The sequence below is a fragment of the Lactobacillus sp. UMNPBX4 genome (genome assembly GCF_002554115.1).
In the GTDB taxonomy this organism is placed as follows: Bacteria; Bacillota; Bacilli; order Lactobacillales; family Lactobacillaceae; genus Lactobacillus; species Lactobacillus gallinarum.
The window spans coordinates 1-21,847 of the sequence record NZ_PCZF01000030.1 but is presented as its reverse complement, the minus strand read 5'-3'; the positions used below and the strand labels follow the sequence as shown (position 1 = coordinate 21,847).

Below are 21,847 nucleotides of genomic sequence, written 5' to 3'. Positions count from 1 at the left end.
GCGCATCATAGTTTAGCTTGATGATTTTCTTTTGCTTAGAACTAGGATAAAAGCGAAGCTTAACGCCAAAATGATAGGCTAAGCTGCTCATTCTCTTCATGATTTCACCTCCTTCTGTAGATTAGATATTTATATTGTACAGGGAAGTCGAACGTATGTCTCTATTTTTAGAATAAAAAAAGCTGACTGCTAGGTCAGCTTGGCCCTATCCATCCCCGCATTAAAATACGGGGATTTTCGGGCGTTTTTCATTAAAAATCAAGCTGTAAACTGGCATAAATTAGAACAGAGTTACGACCAACAAGGTCGACAAGCGCTTTACATTAGTTAAACAAAACAAAAAGGACAAGCTTTATGGAAAGCTTGTCCTTTTTCAACTCAAGGCACATGCAAAAGCACATGTGGACATTTAAACTGTTCACATCAGTATGTCCACCATCAGCACTTCCCGTGCTTGCCACTTAAGGCGGATGTCCTCTATCTCATAAATATACGCATCTCGCGTTCATTAATCGACTCGTCAACTAGGAATTGTACTATCTTTTACGTTTCATGTACAGCATTATCTTCTTAAAATGGCGATATTTTATTCTATAGAATGCTTCAATGCACATCGTAGATAACAAGAAACCTAACCCAATTGCGGCAGTAACAATTGCCACTCGCAAAATCAGCTCTTGTCCTTGTGTATAATTGCCTGCTACAAGTGCACGAACGGCCTGATAAGCTGGCATCCCCGGCACCAGCGGTACCAATGCAGGAATATTAAAGATCGTTGCAGGACATTTTTTTCTCCTAGCAAAAAATAATCCCAAAATTCCGATTAAAAATGCACTAATCAGATTAGAAACCATTCTGCCCATACCTAAGCGAAAGCAAAACCAATAAGCCATCCAGCCTACTGCTCCACTAATTCCAGATGAATTAAGCGCACGATGTGGGACATTAATAGTTAACGCAAATCCTACAGAAGCAATATAAGAAAAAGCAACATTAATTACTATCTCTAACCAAAAAGGCATCGTTATACCCCCATGAATTTCAAGATCATTCCGACTCCACCACCTAAAGCAAGTGCGGTTAAGACGGCTTCACACATTCTTACAATTCCAGATAGCAAATCACCCATAAATAGATCTCGCAATGCATTGGTTAAGGCAAGCCCTGGAACCAAAGTCATTAGCGCTCCAATCAAAATATTATCCACGATCATCTGTGAATCTAACCAATTCAAGCCTACTGCTAAAAGTCCCATCACCATCGCCGCAATTAATTCTGATAAAAAGCGAACTTTAGTGTACTTTTTAAATTCACAATATGCCCAAAAACCGACACCACCCACTAAAGCAGCTCCTGGAAAGTCGACCCAATCATAATTATCCATAAACAGAACCATCAAAGTCGCACTCAGAATTGCTGCACCAACTACTTGCAACCACATAGGGAAAGAAGGAGCATTAGCTACTTGGACTATCTTTTCCTTCAATTGTTGTAAATCAATTTGCTTAGCTGCAAATTGTCGCGATAATGCATTAACACGATCCACTAACTCCAGATTAATATTACGATCTCGCACTTGCTTCATTTGAGATAAGTTACCCCCATTTAAGCTCATAAATACACAAGTAGGAGTAGCAAAAACACGCGGATCTTCTGCACCCGCGTTCCGAGCAATTCTAAGCATCGTGTCTTCAACCCGATACATTTCACTACCGCCTTCAATCATTAAGCGTCCAGCGGTTAAACAAATATCCAATATTTCCTGATAAAATTTAGTATCGTGCTTATCGGACATAGTTTTATCCTCAATTCATTGTTTCAATATCTATAGTCTTATCTACCCAATCGCCATGGAAGAAATCTCGTTCGTGACTAACAATAATTACTCCACCTGGGAAATTGACGATGGCTTTTCTCAAGGCATCTTTCGTATCGTTGTCCAAGTGGTTAGTTGGTTCATCAAGGAAAAGCAAGTTAGCTGGTTCAAATTGCATCTTAGCTAATTTTACTTTTTCCTGTTCCCCACCAGACAATTCTTTCAATGGACTCATCGCTTGTTGCGCAGTCAAACCCATACGAGCAAGTGCCTGTCTTAATTCCTTAGGCTTCTTGCGTTCAAATTCTTCCTGCAAATATTGTAGCGGCGTCATATTATTATTTGGCCAAGCTAAATCCTGCTTGAAGTAAGCTAATTTTGCCGTTACTGATAATTCATACGAGCCATAAATTGGCTTGAGTTGTCCTAATAACGTCTTAAGCAAGGTAGTCTTACCAATTCCGTTAAAACCAGTGATTGCGACCTTTTCGTTGCCACCAACGGAGAAATTAAAGGCAGACTTAACTAACGCATGATCATAACCAATTACTAAATCTTGCGTTTGTAAAAGCAAGTTAGAAGCCGTAGCCACGTATGGAAATTCGAATTTAGCCCGACGGTTGTTTTTAGGTGGGGTTAAAATATCCATTCTTGCCAGTTGCTTTTCACGTGACTTCGCACTCTTGGCACGAGTACCAGCCTTGTTCTTACGGATATATGCTTCGGTCTTAGCAATCTTGCGTTGCTGGTTAGCATATGCCTTAAGGTAAGTTTCACGGTTAGCCGCTTTTTGCCGCAGCGCTTGCTTCAACGTACCGGTATAACGCGTAATCGTACCAAAATCAATATCAATAATACAATTGGTAATTCTACCTAAAAAATCATAGTCGTGACTAACTACGATAAAGGCGCCAGAGAAGTTGTTCAGATAATCAACTAGCCAATCAATATGTGATACGTCCAGGTAGTTGGTTGGTTCGTCTAGCACCAAAACATCAGGGCTTTGCAAAAGAAGCTTAGCCAAAATAATTTTGGAACGTTGACCACCTGATAATTTGGAAACATCGTGGTCATAGCCGAGGTCCGCTAAACCCAACCCAGCTGCAACTTGTTCAATTTCGGTATCAATATCATAAAAATTGTTCTCTTCTAGGTAGGTCTGAATCTTACCTGCTTTTTCTAGCAATTGATTATCACTATTTTCAGCATACTTGGTATATAACTCATTTAATTCTTGTTCTTTTTTAAACAGCTCATCAAAAGCAGTCCGCAAAAAGCCGCGAATGGTTACCCCTGGTGCAAGCTTAGCGTACTGGTCCAAATATCCTACATCGATCTTATTTTGCCATTTAACTTGACCGTCATCTGGAATAATCTCACCTGTCAAAATCTTAATTAGCGTAGATTTACCTACCCCATTTTGACCGGTAACCCCCATGTGATCTTCCTTATTTAATACAAAGTTGGCATCTTCGTACAAAGTCTTATCAATAAAGCTTTGACTTAAGTCTTTAACAGTTAATAAACTCATTTTTCCCTCTAACTATTATTTGTAGATTCTTGTTCTTTTTCATACTTTTGCAGCGCATCAAGTACACGTGGCCAGTAGCGTTTAGGCAAAATCAACTGCAAGCGATCGTGATAAATTGGAAAATCGCTCGGTTTCATCCCCGTAATATTAGCCACTTCTTGATCTGTTAACTTATATTTATAAACGATGCGCTTAATTTCAACTGAAGCATGCCCTCTAAAATAAGACAAGCAAAAAAAGAAAATTGCAAAAATACCTGCCAGTATAATCGCCAATTGCAGATTTAATCTAAAAGTGTGCAGGCAAATAAAAAATACGGCAATAAAAGCAATTATTGCGGAAATTATGCCATAAATGACTGGAAATATTGATTCTTTTTTTTGCATAATTTTCTCCCTTCAACACAAAAGCAGTAACTTTTACGAACTTAGCAAAATTTAGCTAACTTTGCAATGACTTTTAATTATGAATTAAGTATACTTGCAATAACTCAATTTGTATTTAGAAAGAAACGATAAAATGAATAAAAATATCCATTACTATTTTTCATTAATCCACTTCCAAATCGATGATTTAGATATTCACTTAGTATTGCCGCAAACTTGGCAAGCAATTGATCTTTATCATGCAATCGCCCATGATCGAGAAAGCCTAGGTAAGTGGCTGCCCTGGGCCTACAATATGAAATCTTCAGCTGATGAAGCTAAATTTATCAAAACCATTCAAGCTAACATGGTTCAAGAGCGCATGATTGTATTGACTATTCTCGTTAACGGCGAACCTTGCGGCATGATTGATTTGCATAATTTAATTACCAACCAAAAAGGCGAAATCGGCTATTGGCTGTCTAGCAAATATCAAGGCCGAGGCATTATGACTAAAAGCGTACGTGAAGTGTGCAAATATGCCTTCAGTGAGTTAAATCTTAAATACGTTGACTTAATTGTTGCAGTTGAAAATGGTAAAAGCACCCGCGTTGCGCAAAATGCAGATTTTAAACTAATGGGAATTAAAGACAACTTGATTCATAACCATAGTATGGCTGGCAAAATTTTCAGAAAATTTAATTCAAATTAAAATAGGCCCGTTACATCTTTAATAATAAAAAAGATAACTGGTACTAGCAGTGCAGGCAAAAAATTCAATGTCTTTACATCACGAATTTTTAATAAAGCTAGACCTGAACAGGCAATTAAGAAGCCACCAACAATGGAAATTTCTGTTACAAGTGGACCGGTAAAAAAGCTGGCTGATAAAAACTTGGCGACGAGATAAATACTGCCTTGCCAGCAAAATAGAACTGGAGCAACAACCAGCATCCCCCAGCCGAAGCTTGCACCAAAGACCATCGACGTTACAAAGTCCAACGTAGAATTAGTGAACAGCATGGTGTTATCGCCCTTTACAGCTGCAATAACGGGACCAACAATGGAAAGTGCCCCAATACAGCAAAGCAAAATTTCAGTTGCAAGACCCTTGCCTAAATTGGATTTGCCAGTTTTAGCAACTAAGCGATCAAAATGTCCAGAAATATCAAGAGCGGTTCCACATACACCGCCTAAAGCTAGGCTGACAATGAATAAAACGGGATACTGGCTCTTCGGCATGTTGTTGGTCACGTTTTCCCAGCCAATGCCTAGAGCAGCTAAGCCCATTGCGATAAATAAAACGTCTTCGTAACGCTTGTTAATCCCCTTTTTTACTAAACAGCCAATGGACGTTCCTACTAATAACGCTAATGTGTTCACGATTGTCCCAATCATCTTTCTCACCTCTCAGTTTATTTTACATCAGCAAAAAACAGCATCCCAGATCGGGATGCTGTTAATTTTAATCGGAATAGTGAAAGCGAACAGATACTATGTTCAATCCATCTTCATTTACAAAATATACAAATCGATGTTCATTAGTAATCCGTCGAGACCATAATCCCGCCATATCTCCCTTAAGCGGTTCTGGCTTACCTATCCCTTCAAATGGTGTTCGTCTAGTATTTTGAATTAACTTACGAATACGTTTAACAATTTTTTGATTATTATCAAGCCAATACTCAAAATCTTTCCATGATTCATCGGACCAAATAACTTTCATTACTCCCAGCTATGTTCCTTTCCCTTGCCGGCTTTCAATTCAGCCCACGATTTCATAATATGATCTACATTGGCTTTAGAACTACGCAAATATGCATTTTCAATCAGATTATCGTATTCATCTTGACTCATTAAAACAGAATTATCTTCACCATTACGAGACGTAATAATAATTGCATCTGCATCATCATTTACTTTTTTCATAAAGGACTTCAAATTATTTCTAACGTTTGAATAAGCCTCTGCTTGCATAATAATCCTCCTTCGCATAGTTTTGACAATTTTTTGTACAAGTATTATAGCATAGAAAATATATTTCACCTACAAAAACAGCATCCCACACCGGGATGCTGTTAATTTTTACCATTGAAACTTCCAGCCACCACTACTTGATGATGAACTAGAACTGCTGCTATTTGACGATGATGAAGCATTTGGATTCTTACCATAACCAGAATTAGAACCACCAGCAGGCTTATCTGATTTTTGATCATAGATTCGATAATTAGTAAATGCTTGCGGATCGTCCCACTTGATATGACTGTTTTGGTCATTCAATTCGTTTTGTCGTGTCTCTTCATTATCTAATGTTTCAGTTTCTAAACCTAAATTCTTCCGAATTCTATTAGAAACCTTCTGCAATTCCTCAGTTGAAGCAACTTGAATTGAAGAACCATCAATCCAGGCATCATGACCTTGAATGTAGCCACTCTTCAAATTCTTAGCACAACCACGATAATTCAAAGTAAGACTAAGCATATCGTTAAAGGTCAAATTAGTTTTCACGTACTTGTTAAAAATATCAATTAACTTACGATAATTGCTCAGCGTATTAACAGACATGGCCTTATGCATAATCGCCTCAATTACTTGGCGTTGACGAAGTTGACGACCATAGTCCCCACGTGGGTCTTCTTTTCTCATACGGACATAAGCCACAGCGTGACGACCATTCAAGTGTTGCTTCCCTTTATGGAAATCACACCAATCATATGAAAAGTCAAACGGCACATTAACGTCTACGCCACCTACTGCATTAACTAAGCTGCGCAATGCCTTCATATTCACTTCTAGATAATAATCAATTGGTACATTTAACATGCTTGAAACAGTCTTCATGCTGGATTGACTACCACCAGTTTCATAGGCAGAGTTTACCCTGAACATGAAATATTCGTCTCCCGGATCTCCCTTAATATCAGCTAAGGTATCACGCGGAATTGAGGTCATCGTTGCAGTATTTTTTTGCGGATTAGCTGTAGCTAAAATCATGGTATCTGAATTACCACGATCATGTCGTCCTTCAATACCTTGATCCACACCTAACACTAGGATAGAAATAGGTTGTCTATTAGCGATCTTAGCTGAAGCCGGTACATCGCTATCCCCCTTACCATCAACTGCACTATGAATGGTGAAATACATGTGCGCAGCCCATGCTACTCCAAAGCAAACAACCACTAATGCGACTACGCCAATAAAGCGTGCAAACATATTACCACTTTTTAATGCAGAACTGTCTGCAGCAAAAGCACGATTGCGGTGGAGATTAAGTGAGGAATGTCTTGCTCGGTATTCTTCTCTTCGTTTTGGATTTTGGTCCATTCTTTGTATCTTTTCCCTTCAAAATTAATACATGTTAATTTGTATCACTTTTAATCGCTAGATAAAATAAAATTACTTATAATTAATAATAACTTATTTTTTGTGTTTCATTGTACATCGAATTATGATGTATACAAAATGTAATTAATGGAGGAAAATTTATGGCGATTCCAACAAGAAGCGAAGTCCCAGAAAATATGAAGTGGGATTTAACCCGAATCTTTAAAACAGACCAGGACTGGGAAAATGCCTACGACAAGGCAAAAGACGAAGTAGCTAAGCTAAGTGAATTAAAGGGCAGTTTGGCTAAATCAGGCAAAGACTTATATGAGGGCTTAACCAAGATTTTAGCAGTTAAGCGTGATGTGGAAAATATTTACGTTTATGCCACTATGTCTAGCGACGTTGATACTTCTAACTCACATTATTTGGGCTATGTTAGTCGCGTGCAAAGCTTGTCCAATCAATTTGAAGCAGCAACCAGCTTTATTAATCCTGAGATTTTAAGCATCCCTGCCGCAAAGTTTGAACAATTTAAGAATGATGAACCAAGATTAGCTGATTATGCCCACTATTTGGAAATGATTACTAATAAGCGCCCTCATACCTTGCCAGCAGAAGAAGAAAAAATTATCGCTGATGCCGGGGATGCCATGAGCGTGTCCGAGAACACCTTTAACGTTTTAACCAACTCTGACATGGAATATGGCTACGTGCAAGACGAAGACGGCAACATGGAACAATTATCCGATGGTCTTTATTCATTATTGATTCAGTCCCAAAACCGTGACGTGCGCAAAGGCGCCTTCGATACGCTTTATGCAAGCTATGGTCAATTCCAGAACTCACTTGCATCTACTCTATCTGGTGTTGTGAAAAAGCATAACTACAACGCTCGTATGCACAAGTATGACTCAGCTCGAGAAGCCGCATTAGCTGATAACGGCGTGCCTGTTGAAGTCTACGACACATTAATCAAAGAGGTTGATTCACACCTTGATTTGCTCCACCGTTATGTCGCATTGCGTAAAAAGATTTTAGGTCTTAAAGACTTACAAATGTGGGACATGTACGTGCCACTAACTGGTAAGCCTGCTTTGTCTTATAACTTTGAAGAAGCAAAAAAGGTTGCTAAAGAAGCCTTGAAGCCACTTGGTGAAGACTACTTGAAGCACGTTGATTATATTTTTAATAACCGTGTGATCGACCCTGTTGAATCTAAGGGTAAAGTTACTGGTGCTTACTCTGGTGGTGCTTATGACACCGATCCATATGAGCTTTTGAACTGGGAAGACAATATCGATTCACTTTATACTTTAGTTCACGAAACTGGGCACTCAGTTCACTCTTGGTACACCCGCCATAGTCAACCTTACATCTATGGTGATTACCCAATCTTCGTAGCTGAAATTGCTTCAACTACTAACGAAAATATTTTGACCGAGTATTTCCTGGACCATATTACTGATCCTAAGACACGCGCATTCATCTTGAATTACTACCTTGATTCATTCAAGGGTACTTTGTTCCGTCAAACTCAATTTGCGGTATTTGAACAATTTATCCATGAAGCAGATGCTAAGGGTGAACCATTGACTGCTGATATTTTAGATGATGTGTATGGTCAAATTAACCAGCACTACTACGGCGATAGTGTTGAACCAGGTGGCGATATTGCGCTTGAGTGGTCACGGATTCCGCACTTCTACTACAACTTCTACGTTTACCAATATGCGACTGGTTTTGCGGCTGCGACAGCTTTGGCTAATAAGGTTGTGCACGGTGGTCAGGCTGACAGGGATGCATACCTGGGCTACCTTAAGTCAGGTTCTAGCGACTATCCTACTGAGATTATGAAGCGTGCCGGCGTTGACATGACCAAGCCTGATTATTTGGAAGATGCTTTCAAGACTTTTGAAAAGAGATTGAACGAATTCGAGAGCTTGATTGGGAAGTAAAAAATATTTATATCGAAAAAGCTGACAATTCATTTTTACGTGAATTATCAGCTTTTTTATTTTAAACGGAGCCTGTTAAACCAGCTTCAGCCCATTTATTTGGATTTTCATCTAGCATAATTTTTAACTTAGTTAACGTTGACGGTAACTTGAAATCATGCGTCAACGAATAATTATCAATCTCTTGATTTAATTTAAAAACAACCTTATTTAGATCAATATCTTGTTCTATTTCAATCAAAGCATGATCAATTATTGTCATTGTTTCAGGATCACCAGTAATATCTGGCTGTGTTTGCATACTAAGCAAAATAGATTTTATTCTTTGATTCATTTAAATCATACCTGCAACTAAACCAACTACATACAAGAAGATACAACAAATCACAAGATACAAACTGCCCCATTTGACAGTTTCCTTCAAGATTTCACCTTCATCACCTTCGAGGTGAATTGCACCGGTCGCTACCGCAATGTTCTGTGGTGAAAGCATTCCTGCTGTCGCACCAGTCATATTTGAAGCAACAACCCAGTACTTGCTTACGCCTAAGTCCGCTGCTGCTGACAGTTGCAAGTTACCAAAGAGCACGTTAGCTGAAGTAGCAGATCCTGTTAAGAATGTTCCAAGAGCCCCAATAAGCGGCGCAAACAATGGGTAAACAGGGCCAAGCAAACTTACCAATGCAATAGCTAACGCATCAGTCATACCAGCATAGACCATTACCTTAGCCAGACCAACAATGGCACAAACTGTAATTGCGGTCTTCCACACGCTCTTAATGCATTGTCCTAAAATTTGCATCATTTTCTTAAAACTAACGCCTTGGATGGTTCCCCCGATTAATGTAGAAATTAAAAGTAAAGTTCCTGGAGAATTTAACCAATTAATGGCCAAGGTATTCGGATTTTTCCCCGTATAAACAACCAAATTAGTTGTCACCTTGCTAAGCAAATTGTTAACTGGTGCTACCAATGATGATGCAAAAATGACGAAGATGAAGACTAAGATAAATGGTGAACATGCCTTAAGCATTTCATTTGTACTTGGACGCTCCACATCAGATTCTTCCTCATCTTCATGCCATCTAGTAAACAAAACCGTAATAGCGATTGAGCAAAGAGAACCTACAATTGCAGGTAATTCTGCACCGACAAATTTAGCAGCTATTACCTGGGGAATAGCCATTCCTAGTCCTGACATCAAGGTAATTAAGCCAACGCCTTTTACAGCTTTAATACTGCCTTCTGTCAAAATTACCAGGATAAATGGTACTAACACTACCAATACAAATAATTGCAAAGTTACAATGAAAGATAAATTTTCTTGCTTCAAGTTAGTTACTTCAGCTAATGTTAAAATCGGCAAGCCAATTGCACCAAAAGCTGTTGCTGTTGTGTTGGCAATCAAACTAATTACTGATGCTCTAATTGGATCTAACCCAAAAGCAATCAAAATACCTGCCGCGATTGCTACTGCTGTACCAAAACCGGCAATTGATTCAAGAAAGCCGCCAAAGCCCCAAGCGATAATTAGCACGATAATACGCTTATCAGTTGAAATCGTGGCCAGCATATTCTGAATGGTTTTCATTCCGCCCGACTCAGTAGTCACATTGTATGCGAATAACGCCATCACGATCACGAACATGATTGGCCAAATACCCATGATGATCCCTTCTAAGGCTCCCGTCATGGTATCTAAAACAGGTAATTTAAAGCTAAAAATTGCAAGCACAATTGTTAATACCAATCCAATTACACAAGCTCGTGCAGCTGGCATGCGCATCACACCAAGTGAAATAATCAACCAAATGATTGGCAACAACGCAATCGCAAACTTAATCCACATCTAACCCATCCTTTATCGTAAAATATCTTGTAGTATATTTAATCATTAAATAAGTCAAAAGTTAAAACCAAATACTCAAATTTTATTAATTATTACAAATTCTAAAATTTTTGCTTGCAACTTTGCTCAACAAACTATATAACAATTAATGGAAAGTAAAATTTCTCACATCATTTGAGAACTACTCCTCGGAATGGAGTAGTTCTTTTTCTTTTTCAAATAAAAAACAGGTTGAATTTCTCAACCTGCTTTATTTCTATTAACGATGTTTAACTACATGGAGGCCATAAGCAACCAGATAAATTACTACTTCGATTGTAGCAATAAAGAATGTGACAGGCCAATTAGTGATAAAACCTAAGTATAGACCTGCCCAAACACCAATTAAGGCAAAGAAAACCGACCATGCAATCATCGCTGGAATTGTTCGACCAATATAACGGGCCGTTGAAGATGGCAATGTTAGCAAAATAAATACTAACAATGAACCAACAATTTGTGCGCCGATAGCAACTGACATAGCTAAAGAAATTAAGAAAACAATTCCTACTAAGCCAGTATGCACACCGTGCGCAATCGCACCTATATGGTCAAATGAATCAAAGTTCAAGTTCCTTTGAACCAGCAAAATCATCAGCAAAACGATAACTGATAAAACAACCAATTGGATTACGCCTTGCTTGTCTACGCCGATAATACTACCGAACAAAATATTCGTCGCATAACGGCTGTTAGACCCTGAAATAGCTAGGAACAAGACACCCAATCCAATAAACAGTGCAGAAATCGCACTAATTGAAGATTCCTTTTGATCACTATGCAAAGACAATTCACCAACGCCAATCGAACCTAATAACGTGAAGAGCAGCATCCCCCATAACGGCGCAATACCGATAAACACAGCAAAGGCTGCCCCCGCAAAGCCAATTTCTGACAAAGTATGAGCTAAAAAGGCATAGCTGCGTGCTACAACATAAACTCCGACGACCCCACAGGTAATCGCAATAAATGTACTTGCTAAGAAGGCATAACGCATAAATTCATATTGAAACATTATTCGAAATCCTCCTTAAACTCACTCATCTTTCCTTGTCTGATTGAACCCTTGTTAAGGTACAAGTAATCAGTCATATATTTTTTAGCTAACGGAATATCATGAGTAACGAACAAAACCGTAATTTTGTGTTCTTGATTAAGGTGCTTGATTAGCCCCATTAATTCTTCCTTAGCCGCCGGATCAAGACTCGCTGTTGCTTCATCCAAGATAATCATATTAGGACTATCCAGCAGCGCCTGAGCTAAATATGCACGCTGTTTTTGACCTCCTGAAGCTTCACCCATTCGAGTATCCTTAATCGAATCTAAGTGAGTTTCAATCAATTGATGATCAATTTGATCTTTCACCTTTTTTGTTTTAAAAAGTGGTGCATTTAAACCTATAAATGCACGAATTGAAAGTGGATATTCTGAATCAATATTTCTAAATTGTGGCACATAGCCTAATTTAACATCTGATGAGAAATTATAGCTACCATCAGTTGGCGTAAGCATCCCCATCAAAATCTTAATTAATGTTGTCTTTCCCGTTCCGTTTGGTCCCAAGAGAGCAGTCATTGATCCTTTTTCAAGATGAAAGTTAATATCCTGAAAAACGGTCTTTGTATCAAATCTCATTGAAAGATCATTCACATCTAAAATCAATTTAGCATCCCCTTTACTTGCTAAATTCTATCTATTTTTTGCTAATATTAGCTAAATTTTGGTAATTTTCTCTCATCCAATCCAAGTAAGTCATATGATTTGGAATTGTTTCGCGAACGTTAAGTACTGGCACACCGTTTTCCTTAGCAAGCTTAACAAAAGTCTTAACAGTTGAACTACTTGCTTGAGTGTTATTAACAAAGAATGCGATCTTCTTGTCCTTAATTTCATTAGTCATCTTATTGATGGTCTTAGGACTTGGATCAGTACCATTTTCAATTGCTTCTTCAAATTCCTTGTCGCCAATCTTGTAGCCAGCTTCTTCTAAACCGTAATCAAAAACAGGTTCACTAACGAAAACGGGCTTATTGTTCTTCTTATCAGTTGACTTGGCAATTTGCTTGATCTTAGCAACTTTAGCTAAGTACTTGTCACCATTTTCCTTAAAGTAAGCTGCATGTTTTTTGTCTAACTTAGACAGACGCTTAACTAAGTAGTTAACATACTTGGTTGGCATATCTAAATCATACCAGATATGAGGGTTGTCGCCCTTCTTGAGTCCCATTAAGTCTTCACCCACCAAGACTGGTTTCTTGCTTACTGAACTAGCTAACTTGTTCATCCAAGTGTCATAACCCAAGCCATTAGCTACGATAATGTTAGCCTTAGTCAATTCCTTGGCATCTGCAGTTGTTGGTTCAAAATCGTGTGGGTCAGTTGCACTGTTTTTAACAATGGCTTGAACACTGCCGTACTTACCTACAACATTCTTAGCAATATCTGCATAAACATTAGTTGTAGTCACAATTGAAACCTTGTCAGAGTTAGTTTTTGCACCTTTTTTATTTGAGCATGCGGAAGCTAAGAGCATAATCATGCCCATTAATCCCATGATAAAAAGTGACTTAGTAATTCTAGATTTTATTTTTCTCAATATAATTTCCTCCATACAAAAAAAGCATTTAAATCAGAAAGTTCAGCAATTCTTTTCTGACTTAAAGTTAGAATAAGCTAGTTTGATAATCGTGTCAATATTTTTAAACGTATACAAATAGCACCAGTGCCTCTTAGACCTGATGCTATCAATAAAAACTTATAAATTATAAGAAATGTTTAAAATATAAAATTTGCTGAATTTTATTTAAATGCTTTTGTTCTAGAATTACATCATTATATAAACATATTTTTATATGCTTGTCAAACTATTCTTTGATGTGCTGACGTAAAACATCCAAGATTTTAATAATATGATTATCAGCTAAACTATAGTACTTTTCCTGCTTAACCCGTTCACTTTTAACCAACTTAGCTTCTTCTAAAATTCTAAGATGACGTGAAATAGCTGGTTGACTCACATCGAATTGCTTAACCAAATTATTTACACTACTTTTTTGATGATCATTTAAATAATAAAGAATCTGAATACGAATTGGATGATTGAGAGCCCTGGTGATCCGGATAATTTGATCGTTCAACTTTTTCACCTACTTACTAGTTTTAGCTTAATATATCCCTTAATTTTTCTCACAAAAAAACGCTACCCGAAGGTAGCGCAAAACATAACAGAGTATCTTGATTCAAGTAGAGATCATCAAGATACTTATATTATAATACGTTTTTTTACATAATGGAGCATTTTTGATTAATAACTTAAATTATTTTACTCCAGTACATATTTTTATTCGTCAGGATCGTCCTTAACGTTCTTCTTCCAGAAACTCATGATCAAACCGGCTACGATAGAACCGATAATAGTTGCCAAGAAGTAGAACAAAATGTGACTTGGTCCACCAATGTTACCAGCAAGTGGTGATACCCAAAGACCACCGTGAGGAGCTGGAACACCAACGTGCCATAAACCAACTAAGGCACCACCAACGGCTGAACCGATGATACATGAAGGAATTACGTGACCTGGGTCAGCTGCAGCAAATGGAATAGCACCTTCAGTAATGAATGAGAATCCTAATACCCAGTTTGAAACACCTGCACGACGTTCTTCCAAAGTATATCTATTCTTGAAGAAAGTAGTACCGATAGCAGTAGCAAATGGTGGAACCATACCACCAACCATAACAGCAGCCATTAAGATAGCAGCAGTAGTTGAGTGTGGGTCGTTAGCAAAAGCACCTGAAGCAAATACGTAAGCAGCCTTGTTGAAAGGACCACCCATATCGATTGACATCATACCAGCCAAGATAGTAGTAAGAAGTACCAAGTTACCAGTACCCATACCATTCAAGAAGTGGGTAATAGCAAAGTTAATACCACTGAAGATTGGGTTGATGATGTAGAACATAATAGCTGCGATTAACAGCAAACCTAAGATTGGGTAGAACAGCATTGGCTTCATACCTTCAACTGAGTGAGGTAATTTAGCAAATAGCTTCTTCAAACCAATCATTAAGTAACCAGCGATGAAACCGGCAGCAATACCACCTAAGAATCCAGCTGGTGAAGTTGCGTGTGATTGAACGTTAACTTGGAATTGACCGTTAACGATCGCAGCCATGTAACCACCAACGAAACCTGGCATAAGAGCTGGCAAGTCACCGATTGATTCAGCAATGTAAGCAGCAAGAACTGGAACCATGAAGGCAAAGGCCAAGTTACCAGCGTTGTTCAAGAAGATAAATGCAGGAGACTTAGCACCACCACCGTAGTTTTCTACGATGAAGGAGATGGCCATCAAGATACCACCACCAATAACGAATGGAAGCATGTGGCTGATACCGTTCATTAAGTTCTTGTAAATACCTGCCCATAAGCCTGGCTTTTCAGTGCTTGATGATTCTTCTGACTTGTCAGATGCACTTGCGTGGTAAACATCTGCCTTGTCATCCATAATGTCATCAATCAATTCACCTGGCTTGTTGATACCATCAACAACTGGACGGTTAACTAAGTGCTTACCGTCAAAACGTGGCATATCAACTTTCTTATCAGAAGCGATAATAACACCTTTAGCACGCTTAATTTCATCAGGGGTTAACTTATCCTTAACACCTTCTGAACCGTTAGTTTCGATTCTAACTTCGATACCGCGCTTCTTACCTTCCTTGATCAAGGCTTCTTGAGCCATGTAAGTATGGGCAATACCGTTGATACATGCAGTAACACCAACGATCAAAGGCTTGTTATCATCTGAACTACCTTGAGCTTTAGCAGCTTCCTTAGCCTTTTTAGCTTCGGCAGCCTTCTTGTCTTCTTCGTCCTTCTTAGTTTCAGCCTTTTCGAAAAGATCGATAACTTCTTCTGGAGTCTTAGCAGCCTTAAGTTTTTCAACCAATTCTGGATCAATTAATAAACCAGAAAGCTTAGCTAAAGCTTGAAGGTGAGTATTGTCAGCACCAGCTGGTGCAGTAATCATGAAGAATAAGTGAACTGGTTGACCATCAAGTGAGTTGTAGTCAATACCTTCTTTACTCTTAGCGAACAACACACGAGCCTTGTTAATTGACTTGTTACGTGCGTGAGGCATCGCAATTCCGCCACCAATACCGGTAGTAGATTCATTTTCACGGTCCCAGATGGACTTGATAAATGCATCTTCGTCGTTAACGATATCGGTTGCAACTTCAAGGTCAGTCATTTCTTTAATGGCATCTTCTTTGTTTTTAGCCTTGAGTTCCATAATCATGGACTCAGGACTTAATATGTCCTTAATTCTCATATATCTTTCCCCTTTAAATTAAGAAATTTGTTCAACCTTAATCTGTGGCAATACTGCGTCGATTTGACTCTTCACAGCGATATCCTTGGTAAATGCAGTAGCAGCACCACAAGCCATACCAATTCTAAAGCCTTCCTTAGGATCTTGAGTCTTGTAGTAAGTACCAACAAAACCAGCGATCATTGAGTCACCGGCACCAACTGAGTTGACAGCAGTACCAACGGCACCCTTAGCGTGGTATACGTGATCCTTAGTCAAAAGGAAACCACCTTCGCCAGCCATTGAAACCATGACATTTTGTGCACCCATATCAAGCAACTTTTGTGCGTATTCAAGCATCACGTCGCTAGAATCAAAGGTTACGCCAAAGAGGTCAGCCAATTCGTGGTGGTTAGGCTTGATTACTAATGGCTTGTATTCCAAAGTATCAAGAAGAGCTTGACCAGTAGTATCAACTACGAATTCTGCACCAGCTTCCTTAATAGTTGGAAGAAGTGATTGATAAAAATCAGTTGGTAAGCTTGGAGTAAGTGAACCACTCATGACAACAATGTCACCCTTTTTCAAGTCGTTCAAACGATCCTTGAAAGCAGTGATTTCTTGGTCAGTAATGTTAGGACCAGCTGCGTTAATTTCAGTTTCCTTTTCTGCATGAATCTTAACGTTCACACGAGTGTTGTCTGAAATAGTAACGAAGTCACTTTCAATTCTCTTTTGGTTTAATTGGCGAACCAATTCCTTGCCAGTGAAACCACCAACAAAACCCCAAGCAGTGTTATCAACACTTAATTGGTTAAGAATTTGAGAAACGTTAATTCCTTTCCCACCTGCTAAAAATGCATCATTATTAGTTCTGTTAACTTCCCCGCGGTTAACTTTTTCTAATTGAAGAACATAGTCAAGCGCTGGGTTAACAGTTACTGTATAGATCATTATTTTGCCTCCTCTAGGTTGATATCGGCAGGTAATGCCGCTTTTTGACTGGATTTAAGTTGATCTGTTACCACGTAAACGTCCTTGGTGTTGGCGAAAACTGCAAAGTTGCGTTCACCAATCTTGGATGAATCAGCTAAAACATAGGCATGTCTAGCTTGTTTAATTTCGGCAGCCTTAATTGCAGCTTCTTCGGGATCTGGCGTTGTAAGATTGCCATTTTTTTCGATTCCGTTAGCTCCAACAAAACTAACTGAAAAGTTCATCCCTCTAATTTGAGCGAGTGCAGTTTGACCAATCACCGCATGAGTATCATCTTTGACCTCGCCACCAATTAAGATGGTCTTAATGCCGTGATTCAAGCTACATAACGCCGTTTCAACACCATTGGTAATGATCTTCACCTTGGGAACATCGGCCAAAAATGGGACTAACTCATATGTAGTCGTTCCCGCATCGATAAAGACATTATCACCGGGTTGAACAAAGTTGCGAGCTGCATACTTAGCAATCGCAATTTTAACGTCATGATTCAAATTAAAGCGGACGTTTTGGGAAACATCACGAGAGAAATTTTTTACTGATTGAGCACCACCATGCACACGCTTAAGCATTCCGTTCTTCTCCATCTGAATAAGATCGCGACGGATAGTTGATTCGGATGTATCAGTTAAGTCGCATAACTCGCTAACTCGGCATACTTCGTGCTGATTAACGTAGTTTTCAATTAAGCTTTGGCGTTCCTGTGTCAGCATTTCTTTTTCACCTCGATCATTATTGTATCCGCTTTTTTCTCCAAAATCAATCACATTTCTTCAAAAATAATCATTTTTATTAATTATTCTTCATTAAAATTCATTTTTATGCATTTTTTACGCAAAAAACAGATCATGTGTATTTACATGATCTGTTTTCGTAGTCACTGATAATTATTCTTAGTCATTTTACCCTATTTGACGAAGAATAAACAAAAATGACGAAAAAAACCAGCAAGATTATTTCTTGCTGGCTAAATAAATATTCTAATTAAGCAATCCACGCTTAAAGTTTTGCCATGGACCTAAATCATCAGTTTGTAAAATCAACTTCGGATAGATACGTCTGATCCACATAAAGGAAATTACTATTGCTAACAAAGCAGCCACAGCTGAAATTCCTGCTTCAAAGCCAGTCGCATTTCCTTTCAGCACTCTCATTGGCATAATGAATGATGATAAGAATGGAACATATGACAAAATCTTAGCCCAGATCGGATCACCTGCTGATTGCAAGTTGATTGCGATCAAGAAGCCAACAATACCGACAGTCGTCAAAGGTGAAACTGCCTTATTTGCATTCTCGCTCTTAGCAGTCAAAGCACCACAAAATGCGGCGAAGATGATGAATAATACTAAAGCTAGTACCGTGAACAGTGGCTCCAGGACAAAAGGTTGCCTACGACTTGGTCGATCATCGGTTTGAACTTGTTGAAACTGTCGCTAACCCCACCAATATACGGTGCAGCATAATAACAACCTGCTAAACCTAACGCATAAATTAACACCTGGGTAATAATTTCACCAAAAATGCCCGAAATTTTACCAGTTATGCGCGTTAACGGTGTTTGGTTCATCCCCCTTTATAAAATCATATTAAAACGACAGCTTCACATGTAAAGAAGGACCGATTTGGTATCAAAAAAGCTCCAACTAGTTTATGAAATACACTAGTTGAAGTCTTATAATATTCAACTTTAATATTTTTTCACCCACAAAAAATAGCCACCGAATTTAATCGATGGCTACAAACTTATTTTTATTTTTCTACGTATTCACCGTCGCAATAATCAAAGACAACTTCGCGATCAGCTAACTTAACTATAATCTGTTGATATTCATGTGCATAACCATGATGTGCCAACTTAATTTCCACATGACCGTCAGCAACTTCCACATAGTACCAGTTGTATTCGCCATTTTGGTAATTGAAGTCCAGACCGTTATCTTGGTAATGAGTGTACTTACCTTTGTCGCCAAAGACTCTGAAGGTCATGGTCTTATCTGGCTCATCAGAAATGTGGCTAACTTCATTGCCCCATGGCAAAATCGTATTCTTCTTAATAAACAATGGCAATTTATCAATTGGAGCGTCAACCAGGATCGTATTCTTGCCGCTATATTCAACGCCATTCCAGAAATCAATCCATTCACCTTCTGGCAAGTAGACTGCACGGCTAGTTTGACCTTCTTGAACAACTGGAGTTGTCAAAATGTCTTCGCCCACCATGTATTCATCATTCATGTTATACACATGTGGATCATTTTCATAATTCAAAACAAGTGGACGCATGATTGGCAACCCAGTTTTACTTTCACGATAAAATTCATCGTACAAGTATGGTACAAAACGGTAACGTAACTTCAAGTACTTACGATAAATTGATAATGTTGGTTCACCAAATACCCATGGCTCTTGTGAGCGAGTGCCTAGAGCCGCGTGGTTTCTGTAAAGTGGGCTAAACAAAGCGCCTTCAATCCAGCGAGTCAAAAGTTCAGGGGTAGTATCGGCACCAAAACCACCAATATCAGTACCGGCAAAAGTAAAACCACTCATCCCCAAGTTACATAATTGCGGGATCATCATTTGCACGTGTGTCCATAAACTTTGGTTATCACCAGTCCAAACTGTGGAAAACTTTTGTGTTCCAGCATATGCAGCACGAGTAATTACAAATGGACGCTTGCCTGAATACTTCTTAAGTCCCTCATAAGTTGCCTTAGCCATGTTATGACCATAGACATTGTGCATCTTTTTATGAGTGGTTTCCTCATCTTCATTATGGAAGACTACATCTTCTGGAACTTCACCTCTAAATGAAGCTGGTTCGTTCATATCGTCCCAAATACCTGAGACACCTAAGTCAACTAAGTACTTGCAGTTCTTAGCCCACCATTCACGTACTTGCTTGCGACCAAAGTCTGGGAAGACTGCATCCCCTGGCCAAACTTCATTCACATAAACAGTACCATCTGTTGCCTTAACGAAGTAGCCCTTTTCAATACCTTCTTGATAAATTTTATAATCAGCATCATCTTTTTTTACGCCCGGATCAATAATAGTAATAATCCTGAAGCCCAATTTACGCATTTTTTTAATAAACTCTTCTGGAGCTTCATAAGTATCCTTGCGCCAAGTAAAGACACGATATCCATCCATGTAGTCGATATCAAGGTGTAAAACATCGCATGGCAAATCATATTTGCGCAAATTTTCAGCGATCTTTTCTACTTGTTTTTGGCTGACACTATAGCCCCAACGTGATTGTTGATAACCTAATGTCCACTTTTGAGGCATTGGTACACGGCCGGTCAGATAAGTATAGTTAGTGATAACTTCCTTAAGTGAATCACCGCCAATAATGTAGTAATCAATATTGCCATCAACTGCTGAGTAGTAATAATAATTGTTGCTTTCTTTACCTAGATCAATGTGGTTGCGGTAAGTATTGTCAAAAAAGATACCGTAAGGATGACCATTTTTAATACCAAGTAAAATTGGAATTGACTTATAAAGTCGAGTGAAACTTTCTACTTGCGGATCAGGATTATCAGTATTCCAGTTGTCATAAGCATAATGACGCTTGTTTAAGAAACCTGTTTTATCACCCAGGCCATAAAATTGTTCATCGCTGGCTAAAGTCTTGATAATTTCATAATAGTTTTCATCATGCATACCCAGCAATTTCTTAACATCATGGCCTTCTGATTCAGCTAGCTTCAAGTGCTCTTTGTCCATCTGACGATCGATTGGCGTTCTACTGCCGCGATAATCAATAATTAACGGATCGCCTTTTTCATCATAAACATCAATCTTTTCGTCATCGTATGCCTTAACAGTTAACTTTTCAGTTGTTATTTCAGCATGATCGCCTTTATCTTCAACATCAAAGTCAGTCTTAATTTCCTTATCGCCTTCAATGGCGTAAGAATTGCTGGCGTTGCCGCGATCTTGAAACACACGAATAATCTCTGGAGTTAAGACTGTTAACTCTAAAGGTTTATATTGATAATTTAAAATAATTTTTTGTCCATCTTTAGTAAAGTTAATTAATTTATTAGTCATAAAATTCCCCTATTCAAGCCTTTTTTGTATTCGCTTTCAATTTTAGCATAATAGTGCGCTCGATTAACTTAAAACTGGGAATCCGAAACTTTTTCCAACAAAAAAACCGCCTTGCGGCGGCTTAGTTAATTGAAAATATCTGACATTTTAGTTGGAATATTATTATTTTTAACAAAATATTTTTTAAAAGTAGTGAAATCTTGGTCTTCTCGATCTCGGTGTACGTACATATCATGCACTGCCCAAAATGCGGTAATTGCTAAATTAACACCTAGAACAATCAATAAACCAATCAAAATATATAGTAAGTACATCATTATACGTACACCTCCTAAATCGTTATCTGGCCCAGCGTGATATCTTCAATGAAATATCTTACAAAAGCCTCTCCAAAACTCATGCCTTGTCCATTATAGACATGCCATTCTTCACGCTTTGCTCCAATTGTTCTAGCCATACTGACTAAAAAACAAATGGCTAAATAAACTAAAACTATGTTTGCAACTATCATAATGACCATGTCCACACGTCCTTCGAGACTGTAAAATAGTTTGTGTAAGGATGAATGATTCCTTAAATTTATTTCTTTA

At 38.4% G+C, this 21,847-nt stretch carries 22 protein-coding genes and 1 pseudogene; 2 read left to right on the top strand and 21 right to left on the bottom strand.

The genetic code is table 11. From position 1 onward, the window contains the following. Positions 1-536: 536 nt before the first annotated feature. From CP355_RS06840 to CP355_RS06825, 4 genes are read right to left on the bottom strand one after another with little or no spacing between them, the layout of a single operon-like run. Positions 537-1,022 (bottom strand): threonine/serine exporter family protein, encoded by a 486-nt coding sequence (locus tag CP355_RS06840; protein WP_056945632.1) that lies wholly within the window; start codon positions 1,020-1,022, stop codon positions 537-539. Positions 1,023-1,024: 2 nt separating this feature from the next. Beyond that, positions 1,025-1,795, bottom strand: a complete 771-nt coding sequence (locus CP355_RS06835; RefSeq protein ID WP_025005870.1) for a threonine/serine exporter family protein — start codon at positions 1,793-1,795, stop codon at positions 1,025-1,027. Positions 1,796-1,805: 10 nt separating this feature from the next. Next, entirely contained in the window at positions 1,806-3,347 is a 1,542-nt protein-coding gene (locus tag CP355_RS06830; RefSeq protein WP_087363579.1) for an ABC-F family ATP-binding cassette domain-containing protein, read from the bottom strand. Positions 3,348-3,355: 8 nt separating this feature from the next. Next, positions 3,356-3,733 carry a hypothetical protein gene (locus CP355_RS06825; RefSeq protein WP_098036425.1) on the bottom strand — a complete coding sequence of 126 codons (378 nt, stop codon included), beginning with the start codon at positions 3,731-3,733 and terminating at the stop codon, positions 3,356-3,358. Between the two features lie 133 nt (positions 3,734-3,866). On the opposite strand from CP355_RS06825, the gene CP355_RS06820 reads away from it, so the two are divergent. Beyond that, positions 3,867-4,424: a GNAT family N-acetyltransferase gene (locus CP355_RS06820; protein WP_087363580.1), complete on the top strand. Its 558-nt coding sequence runs from the start codon at positions 3,867-3,869 to the stop codon at positions 4,422-4,424. Here the strand turns inward: CP355_RS06820 and CP355_RS06815 are convergent. From CP355_RS06815 to CP355_RS06800, 4 genes are all read right to left on the bottom strand, one after another. After that, positions 4,421-5,110, bottom strand: a complete 690-nt coding sequence (locus CP355_RS06815; protein ID WP_087363582.1) for a DUF554 domain-containing protein — start codon at positions 5,108-5,110, stop codon at positions 4,421-4,423. The two genes, CP355_RS06820 and CP355_RS06815, sit on opposite strands and share 4 nt — an antisense overlap. A gap of 67 nt (positions 5,111-5,177) precedes the next feature. Continuing rightward, positions 5,178-5,438 (bottom strand): Txe/YoeB family addiction module toxin, encoded by a 261-nt coding sequence (locus tag CP355_RS06810; protein ID WP_087176229.1) that lies wholly within the window; start codon positions 5,436-5,438, stop codon positions 5,178-5,180. Beyond that, positions 5,438-5,689 carry a type II toxin-antitoxin system Phd/YefM family antitoxin gene (locus CP355_RS06805; protein WP_087176228.1) on the bottom strand — a complete coding sequence of 84 codons (252 nt, stop codon included), beginning with the start codon at positions 5,687-5,689 and terminating at the stop codon, positions 5,438-5,440. Before CP355_RS06805 ends, CP355_RS06810 begins: the two co-directional genes overlap by 1 nt. A 108-nt stretch (positions 5,690-5,797) precedes the next feature. After that, complete coding sequence (locus tag CP355_RS06800; RefSeq protein ID WP_098044191.1) at positions 5,798-7,042, bottom strand: LCP family protein; 1,245 nt, start codon at positions 7,040-7,042, stop codon at positions 5,798-5,800. Between the two features lie 161 nt (positions 7,043-7,203). Here CP355_RS06800 and pepF point away from each other — a divergent pair, with 161 nt between their 5' ends. Beyond that, positions 7,204-9,000, top strand: a complete 1,797-nt coding sequence (gene pepF, locus CP355_RS06795; RefSeq protein WP_098044190.1) for an oligoendopeptidase F — start codon at positions 7,204-7,206, stop codon at positions 8,998-9,000. Between the two features lie 61 nt (positions 9,001-9,061). Here pepF and CP355_RS06790 read toward each other — a convergent pair whose 3' ends face one another. From CP355_RS06790 to CP355_RS06730, 13 genes and pseudogenes are all read right to left on the bottom strand, one after another. Then, on the bottom strand, positions 9,062-9,334 hold the full coding sequence (locus tag CP355_RS06790) for a bacteriocin immunity protein (RefSeq protein ID WP_098044189.1): 273 nt from the start codon (positions 9,332-9,334) through the stop codon (positions 9,062-9,064). Next, positions 9,335-10,849, bottom strand: a complete 1,515-nt coding sequence (locus CP355_RS06785; protein WP_098044188.1) for an L-lactate permease — start codon at positions 10,847-10,849, stop codon at positions 9,335-9,337. It lies immediately after the preceding gene. Positions 10,850-11,108: 259 nt separating this feature from the next. Then, the gene (locus CP355_RS06780; RefSeq protein WP_025005878.1) at positions 11,109-11,903 is read right to left on the bottom strand and encodes a metal ABC transporter permease; all 795 of its coding nucleotides are present in this window, start codon (positions 11,901-11,903) and stop codon (positions 11,109-11,111) included. Further along, positions 11,903-12,550: a metal ABC transporter ATP-binding protein gene (locus CP355_RS06775; RefSeq protein ID WP_025005879.1), complete on the bottom strand. Its 648-nt coding sequence runs from the start codon at positions 12,548-12,550 to the stop codon at positions 11,903-11,905. The genes CP355_RS06780 and CP355_RS06775 overlap by 1 nt, the downstream gene beginning before the upstream one ends. Positions 12,551-12,581: 31 nt before the next feature. Then, a complete protein-coding gene (locus CP355_RS06770) occupies positions 12,582-13,499 on the bottom strand; it encodes a metal ABC transporter solute-binding protein, Zn/Mn family (protein WP_098044187.1) in 918 nt (305 codons plus the stop codon). A gap of 253 nt (positions 13,500-13,752) precedes the next feature. Continuing rightward, positions 13,753-14,025, bottom strand: a complete 273-nt coding sequence (locus CP355_RS06765) for a helix-turn-helix transcriptional regulator (RefSeq protein ID WP_098044186.1) — start codon at positions 14,023-14,025, stop codon at positions 13,753-13,755. Between the two features lie 203 nt (positions 14,026-14,228). Next, entirely contained in the window at positions 14,229-16,223 is a 1,995-nt protein-coding gene (locus CP355_RS06760; RefSeq protein WP_087235886.1) for a fructose-specific PTS transporter subunit EIIC, read from the bottom strand. A gap of 18 nt (positions 16,224-16,241) precedes the next feature. Continuing rightward, on the bottom strand, positions 16,242-17,156 hold the full coding sequence (gene pfkB, locus CP355_RS06755) for a 1-phosphofructokinase (RefSeq protein WP_087176221.1): 915 nt from the start codon (positions 17,154-17,156) through the stop codon (positions 16,242-16,244). Then, positions 17,156-17,911, bottom strand: a complete 756-nt coding sequence (locus tag CP355_RS06750; protein ID WP_098044192.1) for a DeoR/GlpR family DNA-binding transcription regulator — start codon at positions 17,909-17,911, stop codon at positions 17,156-17,158. Before CP355_RS06750 ends, pfkB begins: the two co-directional genes overlap by 1 nt. Before the next feature lie 267 nt (positions 17,912-18,178). Beyond that, positions 18,179-18,741 (bottom strand): annotated as a pseudogene (locus CP355_RS10785) (ABC transporter permease); the annotation flags it as partial. 209 nt (positions 18,742-18,950) lie between these two features. After that, complete coding sequence (locus CP355_RS06740; protein WP_098044185.1) at positions 18,951-21,257, bottom strand: glycoside hydrolase family 31 protein; 2,307 nt, start codon at positions 21,255-21,257, stop codon at positions 18,951-18,953. A gap of 125 nt (positions 21,258-21,382) precedes the next feature. After that, positions 21,383-21,574 carry a hypothetical protein gene (locus tag CP355_RS06735; RefSeq protein ID WP_025005891.1) on the bottom strand — a complete coding sequence of 64 codons (192 nt, stop codon included), beginning with the start codon at positions 21,572-21,574 and terminating at the stop codon, positions 21,383-21,385. A gap of 14 nt (positions 21,575-21,588) precedes the next feature. Beyond that, positions 21,589-21,847, bottom strand: a 259-nt coding sequence (locus CP355_RS06730; RefSeq protein WP_233186997.1) for a hypothetical protein, incomplete at its 5' end; no start/stop codon positions are given.

Bases quoted from the DNA above. Each gene is read 5' to 3' on its own strand.
- CP355_RS06825 (WP_098036425.1), bottom strand. From the start codon at position 3,733: ATGCAAAAAAAAGAATCAATATTTCCAGTCATTTATGGCATAATTTCC.
- CP355_RS06780 (WP_025005878.1), bottom strand. From the start codon at position 11,903: ATGTTTCAATATGAATTTATGCGTTATGCCTTCTTAGCAAGTACATTT.
- CP355_RS06820 (WP_087363580.1), top strand. From the start codon at position 3,867: ATGAATAAAAATATCCATTACTATTTTTCATTAATCCACTTCCAAATC.
- CP355_RS06815 (WP_087363582.1), bottom strand. From the start codon at position 5,110: ATGATTGGGACAATCGTGAACACATTAGCGTTATTAGTAGGAACGTCC.
- pepF (WP_098044190.1), top strand. From the start codon at position 7,204: ATGGCGATTCCAACAAGAAGCGAAGTCCCAGAAAATATGAAGTGGGAT.
- CP355_RS06840 (WP_056945632.1), bottom strand. From the start codon at position 1,022: ATGCCTTTTTGGTTAGAGATAGTAATTAATGTTGCTTTTTCTTATATT.
- CP355_RS06810 (WP_087176229.1), bottom strand. From the start codon at position 5,438: ATGAAAGTTATTTGGTCCGATGAATCATGGAAAGATTTTGAGTATTGG.
- CP355_RS06790 (WP_098044189.1), bottom strand. From the start codon at position 9,334: ATGAATCAAAGAATAAAATCTATTTTGCTTAGTATGCAAACACAGCCA.
- CP355_RS06735 (WP_025005891.1), bottom strand. From the start codon at position 21,574: ATGATGTACTTACTATATATTTTGATTGGTTTATTGATTGTTCTAGGT.
- CP355_RS06760 (WP_087235886.1), bottom strand. From the start codon at position 16,223: ATGAGAATTAAGGACATATTAAGTCCTGAGTCCATGATTATGGAACTC.
- CP355_RS06800 (WP_098044191.1), bottom strand. From the start codon at position 7,042: ATGGACCAAAATCCAAAACGAAGAGAAGAATACCGAGCAAGACATTCC.
- CP355_RS06785 (WP_098044188.1), bottom strand. From the start codon at position 10,849: ATGTGGATTAAGTTTGCGATTGCGTTGTTGCCAATCATTTGGTTGATT.
- pfkB (WP_087176221.1), bottom strand. From the start codon at position 17,156: ATGATCTATACAGTAACTGTTAACCCAGCGCTTGACTATGTTCTTCAA.
- CP355_RS06805 (WP_087176228.1), bottom strand. From the start codon at position 5,689: ATGCAAGCAGAGGCTTATTCAAACGTTAGAAATAATTTGAAGTCCTTT.
- CP355_RS06835 (WP_025005870.1), bottom strand. From the start codon at position 1,795: ATGTCCGATAAGCACGATACTAAATTTTATCAGGAAATATTGGATATT.
- CP355_RS06750 (WP_098044192.1), bottom strand. From the start codon at position 17,911: ATGCTGACACAGGAACGCCAAAGCTTAATTGAAAACTACGTTAATCAG.
- CP355_RS06830 (WP_087363579.1), bottom strand. From the start codon at position 3,347: ATGAGTTTATTAACTGTTAAAGACTTAAGTCAAAGCTTTATTGATAAG.
- CP355_RS06770 (WP_098044187.1), bottom strand. From the start codon at position 13,499: ATGGAGGAAATTATATTGAGAAAAATAAAATCTAGAATTACTAAGTCA.
- CP355_RS06740 (WP_098044185.1), bottom strand. From the start codon at position 21,257: ATGACTAATAAATTAATTAACTTTACTAAAGATGGACAAAAAATTATT.